Source organism: Kribbella sp. NPDC104218 (assembly GCF_055584105.1).
Genome location: NZ_JBVJMQ010000001.1, coordinates 3381140 through 3398378, shown reverse-complemented (window position 1 = coordinate 3398378; position 17239 = coordinate 3381140). Strand labels below are relative to the sequence as shown.

General features: G+C 69.4%; 16 protein-coding genes. 6 read left to right on the top strand and 10 right to left on the bottom strand.

Annotated elements, in window-relative coordinates:
* Positions 1 to 146: 146 nt before the first annotated feature.
* The 5 genes from hpf to mtrA form a co-directional block, all read right to left on the bottom strand.
* Positions 147 to 770 (bottom strand): ribosome hibernation-promoting factor, HPF/YfiA family, encoded by a 624-nt coding sequence (gene hpf, locus ACZ6ZD_RS15970; RefSeq protein WP_465672524.1) that lies wholly within the window; start codon positions 768 to 770, stop codon positions 147 to 149.
* Positions 771 to 1019: 249 nt separating this feature from the next.
* Positions 1020 to 1538: a ComF family protein gene (locus ACZ6ZD_RS15965; protein WP_465672522.1), complete on the bottom strand. Its 519-nt coding sequence runs from the start codon at positions 1536 to 1538 to the stop codon at positions 1020 to 1022.
* Positions 1539 to 1807: 269 nt separating this feature from the next.
* Positions 1808 to 3580 (bottom strand): LpqB family beta-propeller domain-containing protein, encoded by a 1773-nt coding sequence (locus ACZ6ZD_RS15960; protein WP_465672520.1) that lies wholly within the window; start codon positions 3578 to 3580, stop codon positions 1808 to 1810.
* Complete coding sequence (gene mtrB, locus ACZ6ZD_RS15955) at positions 3577 to 5292, bottom strand: MtrAB system histidine kinase MtrB (protein ID WP_465672518.1); 1716 nt, start codon at positions 5290 to 5292, stop codon at positions 3577 to 3579. Before mtrB ends, ACZ6ZD_RS15960 begins: the two co-directional genes overlap by 4 nt.
* 62 nt (positions 5293 to 5354) lie before the next feature.
* Positions 5355 to 6032, bottom strand: a complete 678-nt coding sequence (gene mtrA, locus ACZ6ZD_RS15950) for an MtrAB system response regulator MtrA (protein ID WP_141859693.1) — start codon at positions 6030 to 6032, stop codon at positions 5355 to 5357.
* 213 nt (positions 6033 to 6245) lie between these two features.
* Between mtrA and ACZ6ZD_RS15945 the strand changes: the two genes are divergently transcribed.
* Genes ACZ6ZD_RS15945 through ACZ6ZD_RS15920 form a run of 6 tightly spaced genes read left to right on the top strand, consistent with a single transcriptional unit; the run spans position 6246 to position 11585 of the window.
* Entirely contained in the window at positions 6246 to 7259 is a 1014-nt protein-coding gene (locus ACZ6ZD_RS15945; RefSeq protein ID WP_465672516.1) for a hypothetical protein, read from the top strand.
* Entirely contained in the window at positions 7256 to 7891 is a 636-nt protein-coding gene (locus tag ACZ6ZD_RS15940; RefSeq protein ID WP_465672514.1) for a DUF4129 domain-containing protein, read from the top strand. Before ACZ6ZD_RS15945 ends, ACZ6ZD_RS15940 begins: the two co-directional genes overlap by 4 nt.
* The gene (locus ACZ6ZD_RS15935) at positions 7888 to 9033 is read left to right on the top strand and encodes a DUF4350 domain-containing protein (protein WP_465672512.1); all 1146 of its coding nucleotides are present in this window, start codon (positions 7888 to 7890) and stop codon (positions 9031 to 9033) included. The genes ACZ6ZD_RS15940 and ACZ6ZD_RS15935 overlap by 4 nt, the downstream gene beginning before the upstream one ends.
* Positions 9030 to 10004, top strand: coding sequence for an AAA family ATPase (locus ACZ6ZD_RS15930; RefSeq protein ID WP_465672510.1), 975 nt, complete (start codon positions 9030 to 9032; stop codon positions 10002 to 10004). Before ACZ6ZD_RS15935 ends, ACZ6ZD_RS15930 begins: the two co-directional genes overlap by 4 nt.
* Positions 10005 to 10045: 41 nt before the next feature.
* Positions 10046 to 11296: a DUF58 domain-containing protein gene (locus tag ACZ6ZD_RS15925; protein WP_465672508.1), complete on the top strand. Its 1251-nt coding sequence runs from the start codon at positions 10046 to 10048 to the stop codon at positions 11294 to 11296.
* 37 nt (positions 11297 to 11333) lie between these two features.
* Entirely contained in the window at positions 11334 to 11585 is a 252-nt protein-coding gene (locus tag ACZ6ZD_RS15920) for an amphi-Trp domain-containing protein (protein ID WP_171678117.1), read from the top strand.
* 44 nt (positions 11586 to 11629) lie between these two features.
* Here the strand turns inward: ACZ6ZD_RS15920 and ACZ6ZD_RS15915 are convergent, their stop codons facing one another.
* Genes ACZ6ZD_RS15915 through ACZ6ZD_RS15895 form a run of 5 tightly spaced genes read right to left on the bottom strand, consistent with a single transcriptional unit; the run spans position 11630 to position 17181 of the window.
* Positions 11630 to 12547: an ABC transporter ATP-binding protein gene (locus ACZ6ZD_RS15915; protein ID WP_465672506.1), complete on the bottom strand. Its 918-nt coding sequence runs from the start codon at positions 12545 to 12547 to the stop codon at positions 11630 to 11632.
* Positions 12541 to 13491: an ABC transporter ATP-binding protein gene (locus tag ACZ6ZD_RS15910; protein ID WP_465672504.1), complete on the bottom strand. Its 951-nt coding sequence runs from the start codon at positions 13489 to 13491 to the stop codon at positions 12541 to 12543. Before ACZ6ZD_RS15910 ends, ACZ6ZD_RS15915 begins: the two co-directional genes overlap by 7 nt.
* The gene (locus ACZ6ZD_RS15905) at positions 13491 to 14375 is read right to left on the bottom strand and encodes an ABC transporter permease (protein WP_465672502.1); all 885 of its coding nucleotides are present in this window, start codon (positions 14373 to 14375) and stop codon (positions 13491 to 13493) included. Before ACZ6ZD_RS15905 ends, ACZ6ZD_RS15910 begins: the two co-directional genes overlap by 1 nt.
* On the bottom strand, positions 14372 to 15391 hold the full coding sequence (locus ACZ6ZD_RS15900) for an ABC transporter permease (protein WP_465672500.1): 1020 nt from the start codon (positions 15389 to 15391) through the stop codon (positions 14372 to 14374). The genes ACZ6ZD_RS15905 and ACZ6ZD_RS15900 overlap by 4 nt, the downstream gene beginning before the upstream one ends.
* On the bottom strand, positions 15388 to 17181 hold the full coding sequence (locus tag ACZ6ZD_RS15895; RefSeq protein ID WP_465672498.1) for an ABC transporter substrate-binding protein: 1794 nt from the start codon (positions 17179 to 17181) through the stop codon (positions 15388 to 15390). The genes ACZ6ZD_RS15900 and ACZ6ZD_RS15895 overlap by 4 nt, the downstream gene beginning before the upstream one ends.
* Positions 17182 to 17239: the final 58 nt, after the last annotated feature.

The window sequence follows — 17239 nt, the reverse complement described above, 5'->3', positions numbered from 1 at the left end:
GGTGGGGGGCGGGAAAGAGGAAAATGGGGGTTTTGGGGGGGGGTTCCCGCGGGCCGCCGTTGTTGGGAGGGGAAGGGTGGGCGGAGGCCTGCAAGGGGGGGGGGGGGGGGGGGGGGGGCCCCCCCCCCCCCCCCCGCTTCTTTGCCTCAGACGGCCAGGCGGATCACGCCGTAGTCGTAGCCGCGGCGCCGGTAGACGACGCTGGGCTGGTTGTCATCGGCATCGACGAACAGGTAGAAGTCGTGCCCGACCAGCTCCAGCTCGTACAGAGCCTGGTCCAGGGACATCGGCTTGGCGGTGTGCGTCTTCTCGCGCATGACCAGCGGGCCGTCGCCCGTGACCGTCAGCGAGCCGAACTTGTACGTCGCCACCTCGTCCTCGGCGACTGGTTCCTCCACTGGGGCGGTGCCGTTGAGCGGCTGCTTCACGTTCACCTGGCGCAGGCCCTCCGGCGCCCGCTCGCCGCGGTGCACCCGGCGGCGGTCGGCCGCCTTGCGGACCTGGGCGCGGAGCCGGTCCAGGCAGACGTCGAACGCCGCCTGCTTGGTCTCGCCGCACGCCTCCGCGCGGACCACCGGACCCTTGGTGTACATGGTGAGCTCGACACGCATCGCACGATCGTGCTGTCGCGGGTTCTTCTCCTGGCTGACTTCCACCTCGCACCGCAGTACCCGGTGATCGACCTTCTCGATTCGCTCGAGTTTTTCCTCGACGTACTGCCGGAAGCGGTCACTGACCTCGCAGTGATGACCCTTGACAACGACGTCCACGGAAACCTCCATCGATCGGCGACTTCTTGTTACGTCTCCGGTCCCCCGAAAGCTCGGACCATCAACTCCTTGATGCCGGTAATTGGACACGGGGCGCCCGAAACGACAGACACCCGCGGCCCGGCCGGTCGGAGCCCGTGGAAAGGAATCCGGCTGATCCGGTCCTGCTCCACATCACTGCCCGACAAGCCCGTGCGGGTGTCATAGGCCAACGCTAGTCGGCTTCGGCGAAAACCGGTAGGGAAGTTCTCATGAACCAGACGGCAGCCGGCGCCGGGTCGCGGCCACCACGGCACATCCGAGCACCGGAATTCCCCGCGATTCCAGCGCCCGGCACGCCTCGCTGAGCGTGGAACCGGTCGTCAGCACATCGTCGACCACCACGATCGGTTGATCCGTCAGCGTTTCAGCCCAGCGCGAACGGACCGCGAAAGCCCCGTCCAGGTTGGCCATCCGGGCCTCGGCCGACAGCTCCGCCTGGTCCCGCACCCGCCGTACCACCCGCAACGCCGGCGCCACCCGAGCCGCCACTCCGCGCCGCCGCAACTCCCGCGCCGCCACCCGCGCGACCCGTCGCAACGGATCGTGCCCCCGCCGCCGGACGGTCGCCGCCCGCGAAGGCACCGGCACCACCCAAACCCCCGCCCGCTCCCCCAGAACCCCCAGCACAGCCCCAGCCAGCACCGCACCCAACACCCGGGCCAGCCCATACCGCCCGCGCTCCTTGTGAGCCACCACAACCCCGCTGACGGGATCCCCGTAGACCACCCCCGCCACCACCGGCGCCAACCCCCGAGCCCGCCCCTCCACCCCAACCCGAAACCACCGCGCCCCCGCCAACTCCCCCCGGCACCCTCCACACACCCCAACCCCAGCCCGCCCACACCCCGCACAAACCCCACCCACCACCAGATCCACCACCGCATCCCACCCCCGCACCCCCCAACCCTCCCCACCCACCCCCCACCCCGCAACCACAAACCCCCCACCTGTGGATAACTCACGCGGCGTTCCGGACGGCCTTCTTCCGGAAACCTTCAGCCGGGGTAGGTGGGGGTGATTTCGCGGGTGGTGTCGTTGGGGGAGGTCCAGGTGAGGTCCCGGGACTGCCAGTGGATGTGGTTGTCGGTGTCGCCGAAGACGGGGAGGGTGTCGACGTTGGGGTTGGAGGCGATGGTCTTGATGGGGAACTCGGCGGTGGCGCCGGGGAGGAGCTGGAGGCTGGAGCCGTCGGGGTTGACCAGCCAGGGGGCGCTGCTGTTGTTGCCGACGGCGATGCCGGCGACCAGGATGCCCTTCTTCGACCAGGCGGCGTCGGTGATCGCGGTGAGCGGGACCTCGAGGTTGCGGAGCTGGGCGAGTTTGAGCTTCTTGCCGTCGTCGTCGGTCTGGATGGAGGCGGTCTGGACGGAGTTCTGCCCGGACTTGACCGATTTCGTCACCAGCAGCACGCGGACGCCGTCCGGCGCCATCCGGATCGCCTGCGGACGCTGGCCGCGGAAGTCGGCCTCCACCCGCTGGACGGCGCCGTCCTTGGTCCGGACGCGGAGCCGCGGCTCGGCGGTGTCGGCGCGGTCCAGGATCCAGAGGTTGTCGGCGAAGTCGTAGCTGGGCCGCAGCACCTTGCCCTGGGTCTCGATCGGCTTGGCCGGCTCGCTCTTGGCGTTCTCCTCCGGGGCGAGTTTCGCGTACGCGACCACCCGCTCCCCGCCGATCGTGGTGACGATCGCGCCGGAGTCCGCGCGGAGGCTGACCGCGAAGGACTCCGCGTTGTACTGGTACAGCGGGCTGGTCGTCAGCGGGCGGGCGGCGTTCTCGGCGCCGTCGTCGAGGCCCTCGATCCGCTGCACCTTGCCGCCCTGCAGGCCGTACAGGTTGGCCATCTGACCGGTGGAGGGCGCCGGGTCGAACTCGGTGAACAACGAGATCGGCAGCACCTCCGGCGACTCCGGCAGCAGCGGCGCGCCGTTCACGGTGATCTGCACCCGCAGGCTGAGCTGGTTGAGCGTCCACACGATCTGCGCCGCGAGCGCCCGGCGGTCGGTGTCGCGCAGCTGACCGGCCGCGTCGTTGAGCGTGACCGTCGCCGTCCCCAGGTCGACCGGTACGGACACCTGGATCGCCGTCCCGGGCGGTGCCATCGAGACGACGCCGTTGCCGAGCCGCTTCGTCGGGCCCTTCAACAGCTCCTGGACCAGCTGCGTCGCGGCCTGGCCGTTGGACGGGTTCCGCGGCAGATAGACCGGATCCGGCACGAGGGTCTTGCGGTCCCGGGCGAAGAAGTACAGGTCGTAGGACAGCAGCTTCAGCGACGCCTGGTTGTTGGCGAGGAGCACCCCCGGCGGGGCGGTGGTGATGCGGTTCTGGCCGTTCACCTTGGCGATGCCGAAGAAGAAGTCCTTCTTGGTCCCGGCCCGCGACGGCAGCCACTCGCCCCGGTCGTCGATGGTGGCGATCTGCGTCGCGGACAGCTGGAAGCCGCCCGGCTTCTGGGTCAGCGAGTCCGGGCTCTGCTCGTAGACGATCGTCTGCTTCTCCGGCTGCCAGTTCGCCGCGGCTTCGGGCGTCATGTACTCCCGGGCGGTGTCGAACTGGTTGGAGTCCGACATGGCTTCCAGGAAGCCGGCCATGATCGCGACCGGGTCGGAGCCCTCGCGCGGCGGCTTGGCCTCGACGCCGACGCCGCCCTGGTCGTCGGCCAGCCCCTCGCGGTTACCGCTGCGCAGCTGCCCCTTGGTCGGCACTGTGGCGCAGCCCGTCACCAGCAGCATCACCGCAGCCAGCGCTGCGACCAGCGGCCTCAGCTTCACAGCTCCTCACCACCTGTCAGCTTTTGGTACGGCGCACCGACGTCCACCAGCGACTTCTCGGTGATGACTCGGCTGGCATCGGTCGGGCGCGCCGGCAGCGGCGAACCGGACAGAGCGACGTCCGGACGACGCGGCAGCGTCAGCCGGAAGTACGCGCCGTCCCCCGGGGAGCCCCACGCGTCGAGCCGGCCACCGTGCAGTCGGGCGTCCTCGAGCGCGATCGACAGCCCGAGCCCCGTCCCGCCGGTCGTCCGCGCACGGGCCGGATCTGCCCGCCAGAACCGGCTGAACACCATCTCGGCCTCCTCGGCGCGGAACCCGACCCCGTGGTCGCGCACCGCGACGGCCGCCGCGTCGTCGTCGTACGCCGTGCTGATCCGGATCGGCATCCCTTCACTGTGCTCGATCGCGTTACCGACCAGGTTGCGCAGGATGCGCTCGATCCGGCGCGCGTCGACCTGGGCGCGGCACGGCTCCGGCATATCGAGCTGCACCTCGCAGCCCTTGCGCTCGATCAGCGTCTCGTGGTTCTCCAGTACCCGGCTGACGATGTCGCGCAGGTCGACGTCCTCCAGGTCCAGAGCGGCGGCGCCGGCGTCGAACCTGCTGATCTCGAGCAGATCGGCCAGCAGCTCCTCGAAACGGTTCAGCTCGTTCTGCAGGAGCTCTACCGACCGGCGGCTCATCGGGTCGAACTGGTCACGGCTCTCGTGCAGTAGGTCAGCGGCCATCCGGACTGTGGTCAGCGGCGTCCGCAGCTCGTGCGACACGTCGGAAACGAACCGGCGCTGCAGCCGGGACAGCTCCTCCAGCCGCCGGATCTGGCGCTGCAGGTTGCTGGCCATCTTGTTGAACGACACTGCGAGCCGGGCAAGGTCGTCAGTACCGCGAACCTGCATCCGCTCTTCCAGCTTGCCGGCGGCCAGCCGCTCCGCGATCCGCCGGGCCATTCGCACCGGTGTGACGACCTGTCGGGTCACCAGCCAGGCCACTGCGCCGAGCAGAACGACCAGCAGCAGCCCTGCGGTGACCAGAGCGCGCTGTACGACGTCCAGCGTCTCCTGCTGCGCGGTGAGCGGGAAGAGGAAGTAGACGCCGTACTTGTCGCCGGTGCTGGTGATCCGGAGCTGGGAGCCGATGACGAGCCCCGGCACGCTGGCCTTGTCCTCGCGGTAGTTGATCAGCGTGTAGGTGTCGAACAGCAGCGGGGCGTCGTTGGTGTTGACGGACGACGCCAGCACCTGCGGGATCGAGTCGGTGTCGACCTGGCCGGTGTAGCGGATCGCATTCGAGCCGGCGTTGCCGATCGGCACCAGCAGAACGTCGTACAGACCCGGACGGTTGGTACCGAGGACCAGCTGGGACAGCTGCTGGTTGACCTTGTTCTGATCGGCGGCGTTGATCGTGGCGGACAGCGAGGCCAGCTGCGCGGCCGCCTCGGCCTGCGCGCTCTCCCGACGGGACTCCAGGACGCCGTCGGTCACCTGGCTCATCATCACCCAGCCGACCAGGATGAGGACGACGGTCGACATCAGCAGCGTCCCGGTGACGATCCGGGCCTGGATCGACCGGCGCCAGATGTCCGGCCAGTACTTCGGGTGCGTGCGCCACAGCGGCTGCGGGTAGGCATGCCAATCAGCCGCGGCGGCTGTCAGCTCGACCTCTGTGCCGCGCGGCTCGGCCGCCTCCTGCTCGGGCGCGGCCGGCTGCACCGCTCCCGCCGGTACGACGGGATCGGCGCCAGCCTGCGACTCTTGGTCGCGTCCGTACTCGATCAGTCCGCACCCGCCTTGTAACCGACACCGCGGACCGTGACGACGATCTCCGGGTGCTCAGGGTCCTTCTCGATCTTGGAGCGCAGCCGCTGGACGTGCACGTTGACCAGCCGGGTGTCGGCGGCGTGCCGGTAACCCCAGACCTGCTCCAGCAGCACCTCGCGGGTGAACACCTGCCAGGGCTTGGAGGCCAGGCAGACCAGCAGGTCGAACTCCAGCGGCGTCAGCTGGATCGTCTCGCCGGCCCGCTTCACCGAGTGGCCGGCCACGTCGATCGTCAGGTCGCCGATGGTCAGCGACTCCGGACCGGGCTCGTCCATCCGGCGCAGCCGGGCGCGGATCCGGGCCACCAGCTCCTTGGGCTTGAACGGCTTGACGACGTAGTCGTCGGCGCCGGACTCCAGCCCGAGCACCACGTCGACGGTGTCGCTCTTCGCGGTCAGCATCACGATCGGGACGCCGGACTCGGCCCGGATCGCCCGGCAGACGTCGATCCCGTCCATCCCGGGCAGCATCAGGTCGAGCAGCAGCAGGTCGGGCTTGAACTCCCGGAACGCCGGTACCGCTTTGTCACCGGTCGCGCACAGATAGGTGTCGTAGCCCTCGTTGCGCAGCACGATGCTGAGCATCTCCGACAACGCGGTGTCGTCGTCGACGATGAGAATGCGGCCCCGCATCGTCCGGTTACCATCTGCCACGCGCTGCTCCTTGCCGTCCGATCGTCCGTCCGCCCGGTGCCTGCCGTACGGGCGCACTACGGATAGTGTCCCATTCCCCGGGTAGTGCACACGCCGGATCGCCGAATGACCCCCGGTTTGGGCTGTGATCATGGTGCACGGCCCGAGTCCTTAACAAACCGGGGTGGGATATCAGTGGAGGGAGGGGCGCGGTTGAGCGACATCAGACTGCACGAGGACAGCGCTGCTGAGCCGCTGCGGCCGTGGCTGCCCGCGGACCTGCTCGACAACGCGGCCCGGACGATCTCCGACAACAAGGCCATCATGCTGGGCCTGCCGGTGCTGGCCGGGATCTCACTGGTGGCGGTCCAGGCCGTGCTGACCGAGGTCGCCGTACCAGGCGGCATCAGCGGCTTCTTCGGCGCGGAGGACCCCTTCGAGCAGGCCGGTGGGGCGCTTCTGCTCACGTACGGCGTCCAGCTCGTCCTCTTCACCGTTGTGTCGAGCATGCTGGCCGGGATCATCGCTCTGGCGGCGGTGCGCAGTCAGCTGGCGCAGCGGGTCGATGCGCGCGAGCTGCTCCGGCTGATCCGCCGAGCGCTGCCGTCGCTCGCCGCTGTCGGTCTGATGCAGTCCTTGTCGTTCCTCGTGCTGATCGGCGGCTGGGGGCTGCTGGTCTTCGGTGTCGGCGCCGGTGCGGAGTCCGCGATCTCCGGAGCGGTCGCGGGCGGCGTCGCTATCGCACTGATGCTGTTGGGCGCGGTGTTGGTGCTGATCTTCGGCATTCGGCTGGTGCTGGCCGGCACCGTGGTGCTGATGGAAGGGCGGCACGCTCCGGACATCGGCCTCTACATTCCGGTGCGGGTGGGCGTCTGGGGAGCCTTGCGCCGCTCGTGGCAGCTTGTCCGAGGCAAGTTCTGGCGCGTGGTCGGCGTCCTGCTCTTCGCCGGCCTGGTGGTGAACATCGTCAGCTACGCCCTGCAGTTCGGAGTCACCACTCTGGTCGTGACGGTCGGGTCGTGGGCCGACTCCAGTGAGAGCACCGGTGCGGTCGTGATCGGCATTGTCGTCGCCGCTGCGGCGGGTCTCGCGACAGTTCTGACTCTGATCGCCAGTCTGGCCTTCATGTCCGCGGTGCAAGCGCTCCTCTATCTGGACCTGCGGGTGCGACGCGAGGGCCTGGACCTGTGGATGCGGCCCGGTCTGCGCTCCGGAGGCGCCCAGTGATCTTCACCGAACCACCGATCGACATCGACCGTGAGCAGGCGGCCCGTGAGGCGGCCGAAGAGCTGTCCAAGTCGGCGTACCGGGAGTCGGGCGGCTCGCTGATCGAGCGGGCCATCGACAAGGTGCTGACCTGGATCGGCGACCTGCTCAGCGGTCTGACCGGCTCCACCCAGGACAGTTACGTCGGCCTGCTCCTGCTGCTCGGGCTGATCGTCCTGGTCGTCATCGTCGTGCTGTGGCGTGCGGGAGTGCTACGCACCAGCGAGCGCAGCAGCCGGACGCAGTCCGTGTTCGATACCTCGAAGCCGCGGAGTGCGGCCGAGTACCGCGCCCAGGCTGAGCAGGAGGCCGCGTCGGGCGACTACACGGCGGCCGTCCGCAGCCGGTTCCGCGCCTGCGTCGCTGAGCTGACCGAGCGGACGATCCTGGACGACCGAGCGGGTCGGACGGCGTACGAGGTCGTAGCGGACGCCGGGCGTTCGGCGCCGGCTCTGCGCGATGTGCTGCAGCCGGCCGCGCTGGCGTTCACCGAAGTTGTCTACGGCAACCGTCCGGGGACGTCGACGCGGTACGCCGCGACCGTCGCCGCGGACGACGCCGCTCGCCAGGCCCGGATCACGGTGGTCGCGTGAGTACCAGTACTCCGGTCGGCCGCACCGCCGCGGAGAGTTGGCGCGTGCTCCGCAAGCCGCTGCTCATCACCGGCGTCATCGTGCTGGTGTCGATCGTGGTGATGATCGCGAGCATCGCACCGACGTCAGGGCCCTTCAGCCCGGACTCCACCGAGCCGAACGGCGCCCGTGCGCTGTCGAACCTGTTGAAGAAGCACAGCGTCGACGTCACCGGTACGGAGTACCTGGCGGACGCAGTCGAGTCAGGCACGGGCAAAACGCTCCTGATCGGTCCGAACGGCCAGCTGGACCGCGACGACCTGCGGCGGATCGCTGACGCCCGCTGGAGCCATCTGATCCTCATTCGGCCCGGCAGTCGCGCCCTGGAGATCCTGGCGCCCGGCGTACGCGACAGTGCGCAGAACCTCAACTACAGCAGCCGCCAGCCCGGCTGCGATCTACCTGCCGCAGTGAAGGCCGGTACGGCGGAGGTCGGCGGAGCCACGTACTCCGCACCGTCGTCCGCAACGGCCTGTTACGGCGACGGAGTCAACAACACTGTCGTCCGTCTCGAGACGGACGGTCGCATCGTCGACGTGGTCGGGACGTCGCGGACGTTCACCAACGCCGAGCTGGCGGACGACGGCAACGCCGCGCTGGCGCTCAACCTGATCGGCACCGACAAAGACCTCACCTGGTACCTGCCGCAGTACGAGGCCGGTGACTCCGAGACCGACGACTCCGGGCCGCCGCTGGTGCCGCCGTCCGTCCGCTACATCGGCTGGGCGCTGGGCTTTGCTGCGCTGGTCGTTGCGCTCTGGCGGGGCCGCCGGCTCGGTCCGGTCGTGGTGGAGCGACTGCCGGTGATCGTGCACGCCGCCGAGACGACTGAGGGCCGTGCGCGGCTCTACCGGCGTTCTCGAGCCAGAGACCGCGCTGCGGCCGCGCTGCGCGAGTCCGCGCTCGGCCAGCTGCAGAAGGCCCACGGAATCCCCCGGCGCGCGGAGCCGAGTGCAGTGGTCGCGACTATCGCGGCGCGCACGGGCTGGGATCCGCTACTGGTGCACGAGGTCCTCTACGGCATGCCGCCGCTGGACGACGTGTCGCTCTTGAACTTGTCCGATCAACTCGACGTACTGACGCAGGAGGTACGACACCCGTGACCACCACTACCGAGATCACCGCCGAAGAGGCGAGGCAGGCATTGGTGGCCCTGCGCACCGAGATCGGCAAGGCAGTCGTCGGTCAGGAGACCGCGGTCACCGCGCTGGTGCTGGCGCTGCTCTGCCGCGGGCACGTACTCCTCGAAGGCGTGCCGGGGACGGCGAAGACTCTGATGGTGCGGGCGCTGTCGACGGCGATGCGGCTGGAGACCAAGCGCGTGCAGTTCACCCCGGACCTGATGCCCGGTGACGTGACCGGGTCGCTCGTCTACGACGCGAAGACCAGTGAGTTCGAGTTCCGGCCCGGGCCGGTCTTCACGAACATCATGCTGGCCGACGAGATCAACCGGACGCCGCCGAAGACGCAGTCCTCGCTGCTGGAGGCGATGGAGGAGCGGCAGGTCACCGTCGACGGCGAGTCGCGCAAGCTACCGGTGCCGTTCGTCGTGGCCGCGACGCAGAACCCGATCGAGTACGAAGGCACGTACCCGCTGCCGGAGGCGCAGCTCGACCGCTTCCTGCTCAAGGTGACCCTCGACATCCCGCCGCGGGACGCCGAGATCTCCGTCCTGGCTCGGCACGCGCAGGGCTTCGACCCACGCGACCTGGAAGCGGCCGGTCTGCGACCGGTGGCCGGTCCGGAGCATCTGCTGGCCGCTCAGAGCGCCGTACGCCGGGTTGCCGTGCGGGACGACGTACTGGCGTACATCGTGGACGTGTGCCGCGCGACGCGGCAGTCGCCGTCGCTGCAGCTCGGTGTGTCACCGCGTGGCGCTACCGCGCTGCTGGCGGTGTCGCGGGCCTGGGCGTGGCTGTCCGGTCGGGACTACGTGATTCCGGACGATGTGAAGGCGATGGCGCGGCCCTGTCTGCGGCACCGGGTGCAGGTGCGCCCGGAGGCTGAGCTGGAGGGTGTCAGCTCGGACGCCGTGCTGGAGAGCGTCCTGGCGACCGTGCCAGTGCCACGCTGATGGTTCTCACGGGCAGGGCAGCGGCGCTGGCAGGTGCCGGCGTGCTCTTTGTCGCTCTGGTACTGCCGAGCTGGGCCGGCATCGGTCTGGTGATCGCTGTGGTCGCCCTGGTCTGTCTGGTCGACATCTTGCTGGCCGGCTCGCCGCGGCGGTTGCAGTTGAGCCGTGAGGGTGACACCGCAGTACGGCTTGGTCAGCAGGCCGTTGTGCAGTTGCTGGTCGCGAACCCGGGTCGGCGCGTGAAGGGCCTGCTGCGAGACGCCTGGACGCCGTCCGCCGGCGTACAGGACCCGCCGCACCGGCTGGACCTGCCGCATGGCGAGCGTCGCCGGCTGACGACGCATCTGGTCCCCACCCGACGTGGCGACCGGCATGCGGATCGGGTGACGGTTCGGTCGATCGGTCCGCTCGGTTTCGCCGGTCGGCAGGGTTCGCATCGCGTCGACTGGACTGTCCGGGCGCTGCCGCCGTTCAACAGCCGCAAACACCTACCGTCCCGGCTGGCCCGACTGCGCGAGCTCGACGGCCGGACTGCGCTGCTCGTACGCGGCCAGGGCACCGAGTTCGACTCGCTGCGGGACTACGTGCCCGGCGACGACGTCCGCAGCATCGACTGGCGAGCCACAGCCCGCCGCGGCAACGTAGTACTGCGCACCTGGCGCCCCGAACGGGACCGACAGGTCGCCATCGTCATCGACTCCGGCCGCATGTCCGCCGGCCGCGTCGGCGACGCCCCGCGCCTGGACCACGCCATGGACGCCGCCCTCCTCCTGGCCGCCCTCGCCACCCGAGCCGGCGACCGCGTCTCCCTCCTGGCCTGCGACTCCGCCGTCCGCGCCGACGTCCGCCGTCCGGCCCCCGAAGACGTCCTGCCCTCCTTCGTCAACGCTCTGGCCAACGTAGAAGCCGAACTGGTCCAAACCGACTTCCGCGTAGTCGTCTCCCAGGTCCTCGAACGCCTCGGCCAGCGCTCCCTAGTAGTCCTCCTCACCGGCCTGGACCCAGCCGTCATCGAGGAGTCCCTCCTCCCCGTCATAGCTCCCCTGCTCCGCCGCCACGTCGTAGTCCTCGCCTCCGTGGCCGACCCCCGCCTCACCGAACTCGAAGCCACCCGCCAAGACCTCATCGAGGTCTACAACGCCGCCTCAGCCGCCCGAACCCGCCTCGACCGTGACCGCCTCACCGCCACCCTCACCCGAGCCGGCGTCACCGTAGTAGACGAATCCCCCGACCAAATCGCCCCCGCCCTCGCCGACACCTACCTAGCCCTCAAAAAAGCCGGCCGCCTCTGAGGCTGCGACGAACCCCCTGAGTTGGTTGGATGGGGGGATGAGTGAGAGAGATGTTGAGAAGGACTACTCGGTTGCTGATTTCGCGGCGAAGTTGCGGCGGTTGGCGGATGCGCTGGAGGCGGGGAAGCCGTTCCGGATCCAGGTGGCCGGGGAGCGGTTCACGGTGCCGAAGAATGCTCGGATCAGCGTGGAGCACGAGCGGTCGGAGGATGAGGAAGAGGTCGAGTTCCAGCTGAAGTGGGCGCTGGCGGACGCCGAGGAAGAGCCTGAGGACGACGACGAGGTGTGACGTGACGACCGGCCGGAGCCCACTTCGTTGGGGGCTCCGGTCGGTCAGTTCTGGGGTGCGAGGTGGCAGGCGACGCCGGGGGCGGTGGTGAGGATGGGGAGGGGCTGGGTCGAGCAGGCGGGGACGCCGTTGCCGGTGGCAACTAGTTGGCAGCGGGGGTGGAAGCGGCAGCCGGTGGGGATGCGGGTCGGGTCGGGCGGTTCGCCGGTGAGGACGACGCGCTTCGGGGAGTCGGGGAGGACGGAGAGCAGCGCCTGGGTGTAGGGGTGCTGCGGGTCGGTGAGGACCTGTTCGGTGGGGCCGGACTCGACGATCCGGCCGAGGTACATGACGGCGACGCGGTCGGCGATGTTCCAGGCCAGGCCGAGGTCGTGGGTGACGACGAGGGCGCCGAGGCCGAGGTCGGCGCGCAGGCGGAGGAGCAGCGCGAGGATCTCGCCGCGGATCGAGGCGTCCAGGGAGGCGACCGGCTCGTCGGCGATCAGGATGCGCGGGTCGAGAGCGAGCGCGCCGGCGATCACGACGCGTTGCCGTTGCCCGCCGGACAGCTCGTGCGGGTAGCGCAGGAAGAACCGCTCCGGCGGCCGCAGACCGGCGCGCGCGAGGGCCGAGCTGACGACGGCCTCCTCGTCGGGCAGCTTGTGGATCCGCGGCCCCTCGGCGACGGCCTCGTAGACGGTGTGCCGCGGGTTGAGCGAGCCCATCGGGTCCTGCAGCACGAGCTGGACCTGCCGCCGGAAGGCCCGCAGCGCGCGTCCCGAGTAGTTCAGCGGGGCGCCGTCGTACGAGATCGTGCCGGACGCCGGACGCTCCAGCCCGAGCAGCGTCCGGGCCAAGGTGGTCTTGCCGCAGCCCGACTCGCCGACCAAGGCGACGATCTCACCGGCGCCGACCGACAGGTTGACGCCGTCGACCGCCCGGGCCCGGCCGAACTCGACCGAGACATTCGTTGCCTCTAGCACTTTTCCTCCACCAGGACGCAGGCCGCCTGCCGCTCGGGACCGGCCGGCCGGAGGTCGATCGGCGTCGTCGAGCAGCTCTCCTGGACGACGGGGCAGCGCGGATGGAAGGCGCAACCGCCGGGCAAGGACTGCGGATCGGGCGGATCACCGGCCAGGCCGCGGGGCGCCAGCCGCGACACCGGATCACCGACGGTCGGGAAGGCCGCCGAGAGCGCGCGACTGTAGGGATGCTCGAACGGCGAGCCGGACGGCCCGGTCTCGACCAGCCGCCCGGCGTACATCACCGCGAGCCGGTCACAGACATCCGCGAGCACGGACAGGTCGTGCGAGATCATCAGGAGGGAAATCCCGTGTGACGCGATCAGCTCGCGGATCAGCGTCAGCACCTGCGCCTGCACCATCAGATCCAGCGCGGTCGTCGGCTCGTCCGCGATGATCAACCGCGGCGAACAGGCCAGCGCCATCGCGATCATCACCCGCTGCCGCTGACCACCGGAGAGCTCATGCGGGTAGCTCCGCGCTCGCCAAGCCGGCAGCCCGACCTGCTCCAGCAACTCCCGCACCCGACGGTCAGCTGCCGCACCCGACGCCACCTTGTGCACCAGCATCGGCTCGGCGATCTGCTCGCCGACCCGCCGTACCGGGTTCAGCCCGTGCTGCGCACCTTGGAAGACGATGGACGCCGTCGACCAGCGCACGGCCCGCAGCCGCCCCCACTTCATCGCCAGTACGTCGTCGCCGTCCAGCAAGATCCGCCCGTCGAGGCGCGCCGTCCGCGGCAGCAACCGCAGCAGCGACAACGCGATCGTCGACTTCCCCGAGCCGGACTCCCCCGCCAGCCCGACCGCCTCCCCGGCGGCGACCGACAGCGACACCCCGCGGACGGCGGGCACCTCACCACCGGCGATCCGGTAGGTGACGGACAACGAGTCGAGTTCCAGCATCACGCCGCCCGGGTCCGCAGTCGAGGGTTCAGCACGGTCTCCAAAGTCCTGCCGCACAAGGTGAAAGCCATCACCACGATGACGATGCACAGACCCGGGATCAGGATGTACCACCACGCGCCCGCGGTCGCCGCGCCCCAGTCGTACGAGCCGCGCAGCATCGTCCCCCAGGACGTCTTGTTCGCGCTGACGCCGAGGAACGCCAGCGTGGACTCCGTGACGATCGCGCTCGCGACCTCCAGCGTCGTACTCGCCAGCAGCAACGGCGCGACGTTCGGCAGGACGTGCCGGGTGGTGATGTGCCAGTGCCCGGCACCCAGCGCCAGCGAGCGCTCGATGTACGGGCGGGCCTCGACCGCGAGCGTCTGGGCCCGGATCAGCCGCGCCGTCGACGGCCACGACGTCACGCCGATCGCGACGATGATCGTCGCCGTACTACCACCGAGGATCGCCGCCAGCACCAGCGCGGTGACCAGCGACGGCAGCACCAGGAACCAGTCGGTGATCCGCAGTACGATCGCACCCAGCCAGCCGCGGAAGTGCCCGGCCGCGATGCCGAGCACGGTCCCGATCACCATACTCAGCAGCGCCGCCAGGAACCCGATCAGCAGCGACGTCCGCGAACCCCACCAGATCATCAGCAGCACCGAGCGCCCAGATTCGTCCGTCCCCAGCGGCGCATCCAGCGACGGCGGCGCCATCTTCTCGCCGGTCCCGCTGACCACGTTCGTCACGCCGGCGTCGATGAACAGCGGCGCGATCAGCGCCAGCAGCACCGCCACCACCAGTACGCCGAGGCCGGCCACACCAGCCTTGTGCGTCCGGAAATCGCCCCAGAACCGTTGGACCGAACGCCTCCGCCGCACCCACGCCAGTGAACTCATACCGACCGCACCCGCGGATCCAGGACGTGGTAGATCACGTCAGCCAAGGTGTTCATCAGAATCACCGACACCGTGATCAGCAAGAAGGTCCCCTGCATCAGCGTGAAGTCCGGCACCCGGATCGCCTCGTAGAACAGCTGTCCCAGCCCCGGCCAGCTGAAGATCGCCTCCACGGTCACCGCTCCCCCGACCACGAAACCGATCCGCATGAACACCAGCGTCACCGTCGGCAGCAGTGCGTTCGGGACGGCGTGCCGACGCCGGATGTCGTCGTCGCGCAACCCCTTGGCCCGCGCGGTGGTGATGTAGTCCTGCCCGACCTCGTCCAGCACCGACGACCGCATCACCAGCAGGTACTGGGCGTACACGACCGCGACCAGCGTCAGACACGGCAACACCATGTGCTGTGCGACGTCGAGCACGTACCCGAAGCCGTCCGGCGCATCCACGCTCGAGATCCCGCGCGTCGGGAACACACCCGGGATCGGACCGACGCCGGCCGCGAACACCATCAGCAGCAACAGCCCGAGCCAGAACGTCGGCACCGACCACAGCACCAGTGAGATCGCCGTGGAGAACTTGTCGAACCGGCTGCCCGGCTTCCACCCGGCCCGCGCGCCCTGCCAGATCCCCAGGCCGACCGCCATCACCAGCGCCGTCCCGGTGAGCAGCAGCGTCGGCCAGATCCGGTCCCCGATCAGGTCGAGTACCGGCCGCTTGTACTCGTACGACGTCCCGAGGTCGAAGCGCAGCGTCTGCCCGACGAAGTGCAGGAACTGCTCCGGCACCGACTTGTCCAGCCCCAGCCGCGCCCGCTCCAGGTCGAGCTGTTCCGGCGTCATGTTGCGCCCCTGCGCCAGTGCCCGGACCGGGTCGCCCGGCAGCATCCGGAACAGGAAGAACGTCGCCACCACCACCATCGCGATGCTGAGCAGCGCCCCGCCCGCCTTGGTCGCCGCGTACCGCAGCAAACCGTGGCGGGCCGGGGCCGCTTCGACCTCGGTGACTACCGTCATTCGCGCTCGTCGGCGGTGCCGCGCTGCCGCCGCAGCAGGAAGACCGCAGCGCCGATCAGCACCAGACCACCGGCCACCGCACCGACGATGAGCCCGGTGTTGGCGCCGTCGTCCTCGGCCGTCTCGGACGCCGTCACCGCAGTCACCGTGTAGAACGGCCAGAACCCGCTACCGCCGTACAGCATGCCCTTGTCCTCGGGGATCGAGGTGATGCTCGCGATCCGGTCCTTGCGGTAGCCCTCGAGGTTGTTCGGGTAGTACAGCGCGATCACCGGCGCATCGACGTACAGCCGCTGCTCCATCTGCTTGATGTACTCCGCGCGCTTGCCGCGGTCGAGCTCCTTCTGCTGCTGCTTGTAGAGCTCCTCGTACCGCGGATCGCAGTAGAACGACTCCGTGCCGCCGCCCTCACCGGACGCCGTCGGCCGCCGGCTGCAGAGGTGCGTGGCGAGCACCTCCTCCGGGTCCGGGTTCACCGACCAGCCGCTGATCGCGATGTCGAACAGCGCCGTCGTCCCGGTCTCCTCGGTGAACTTGCTGGAGTCGAGCCGCTTGGTGGTGAGCTGGACGCCGATCTCCTTGAACCACCCGGTCAGGTATTCGGCGAGCTTCTCCTCCATCGGCGCGTCGGTGTGGATGGAGAACCGGAACTGCAGCTTCCGGGAGCCGTCCGGCATCGTCCGCAGGCCGTCGGCGCCCTTCTTGTACCCGGCCTCGTCGAGCAGCTGGTTGGCCTTGGCGGCGTCGTAGGTGACCTTCTCGGCGCCGGTCGCCTCCCAGAAGAAGTCCTTGTACATCGGCGGGACGATCGAGCTGTCGGACGGCCGGGCCAGCCCGTTCTGCGTCTCGTCGACCAGCTTCTGCTTGTCGATCGCGTAGTGCAGCGCCTGCCGGACCTTCGGGTCCTTCAGCGCCGGATGCCCGTCGCCGACCGGCTTGTCGTCACTGGTCGTCGCGCCGTGGTTGATCTGCAGGTACGTCGCCCGCCGGCCCTCGGTGTTCCACTGGACGATGTTCGGGTCGCTCTTCAGCGACTCGAAGTCCGGCGGCGCGAGGCGGCCGATCAGGTCGATGTCGCCCTTCTTCAGCCCGACGATCGCGGCCGCCGGGTTGTCGTAGAAGATCATCTGCAGCTCGTCGATCTTCGGGGCGCCGCGCCAGTAGTCCTTGTTCGCGGTGAGCCGGACGAACTGGTCCTTCTTGTGCTCGACGGCGACGTACGGCCCGCTGCCCACGGCCGGGTACTGGTCGGCGTCGTACTTGGCGATGTCGGTGACCTTCTCCCAGACGTGCTTGGGCATGATCGGCACCGGGTTGTCGAGCATCGACGCCTGCGGCGCCTTGAGCTTGATCGTCAGCTCCTGGCCGTTCGCCGTGACACTGGCGAAGTTCTCCACGGCCGGACCGTTCCCGGTCTTCGCCGCGTCGTCGTCGATCATCTTGTTGAACGTCCAGGCGGCGTCCGCGGCGGTGATCGGCTGCCCGTCCGACCACTTCGCCTGGCGGATCTTGAACGTCCAGGTCAGGCCGTCGGGGGACGTCGTCCAGGACTCGGCCAGATCGGGGCTCGGCTGCAGTGTCTTGGAGTCGGGAACGGTCAGGAAGCTGTACATCCAGCGCTGCAGCGACCCCGAGACGAGCCGGACGGCCAGGAACGGGTTCATCGAGTCGACCGCCTGGGTGACTCCGACGCGGACCGTTGGACGACCTGGGTCGGCGGCGGACGCCGTCCCCGGGATCGCCATCACCAGACACAGCACGCCAACCGCCGCCAGCCACCGTTTGATCATGGGAAGAAGTCTCACCACCGAGCCCGTCATGTCAATGAAATACCTACAAAAGCTATGA

What these genes read in the sequence shown, in the direction of transcription:
- mtrA (WP_141859693.1), bottom strand. Translation starts at nt 6,032, where the DNA reads ATGCGGGGCCGCATTCTCATCGTCGACGACGACACCGCGTTGTCGGAG.
- ACZ6ZD_RS15920 (WP_171678117.1), top strand. Translation starts at nt 11,334, where the DNA reads ATGAGTGAGAGAGATGTTGAGAAGGACTACTCGGTTGCTGATTTCGCG.
- ACZ6ZD_RS15910 (WP_465672504.1), bottom strand. Translation starts at nt 13,491, where the DNA reads ATGCTGGAACTCGACTCGTTGTCCGTCACCTACCGGATCGCCGGTGGT.
- ACZ6ZD_RS15905 (WP_465672502.1), bottom strand. Translation starts at nt 14,375, where the DNA reads ATGAGTTCACTGGCGTGGGTGCGGCGGAGGCGTTCGGTCCAACGGTTC.
- ACZ6ZD_RS15900 (WP_465672500.1), bottom strand. Translation starts at nt 15,391, where the DNA reads ATGACGGTAGTCACCGAGGTCGAAGCGGCCCCGGCCCGCCACGGTTTG.
- ACZ6ZD_RS15895 (WP_465672498.1), bottom strand. Translation starts at nt 17,181, where the DNA reads ATGATCAAACGGTGGCTGGCGGCGGTTGGCGTGCTGTGTCTGGTGATG.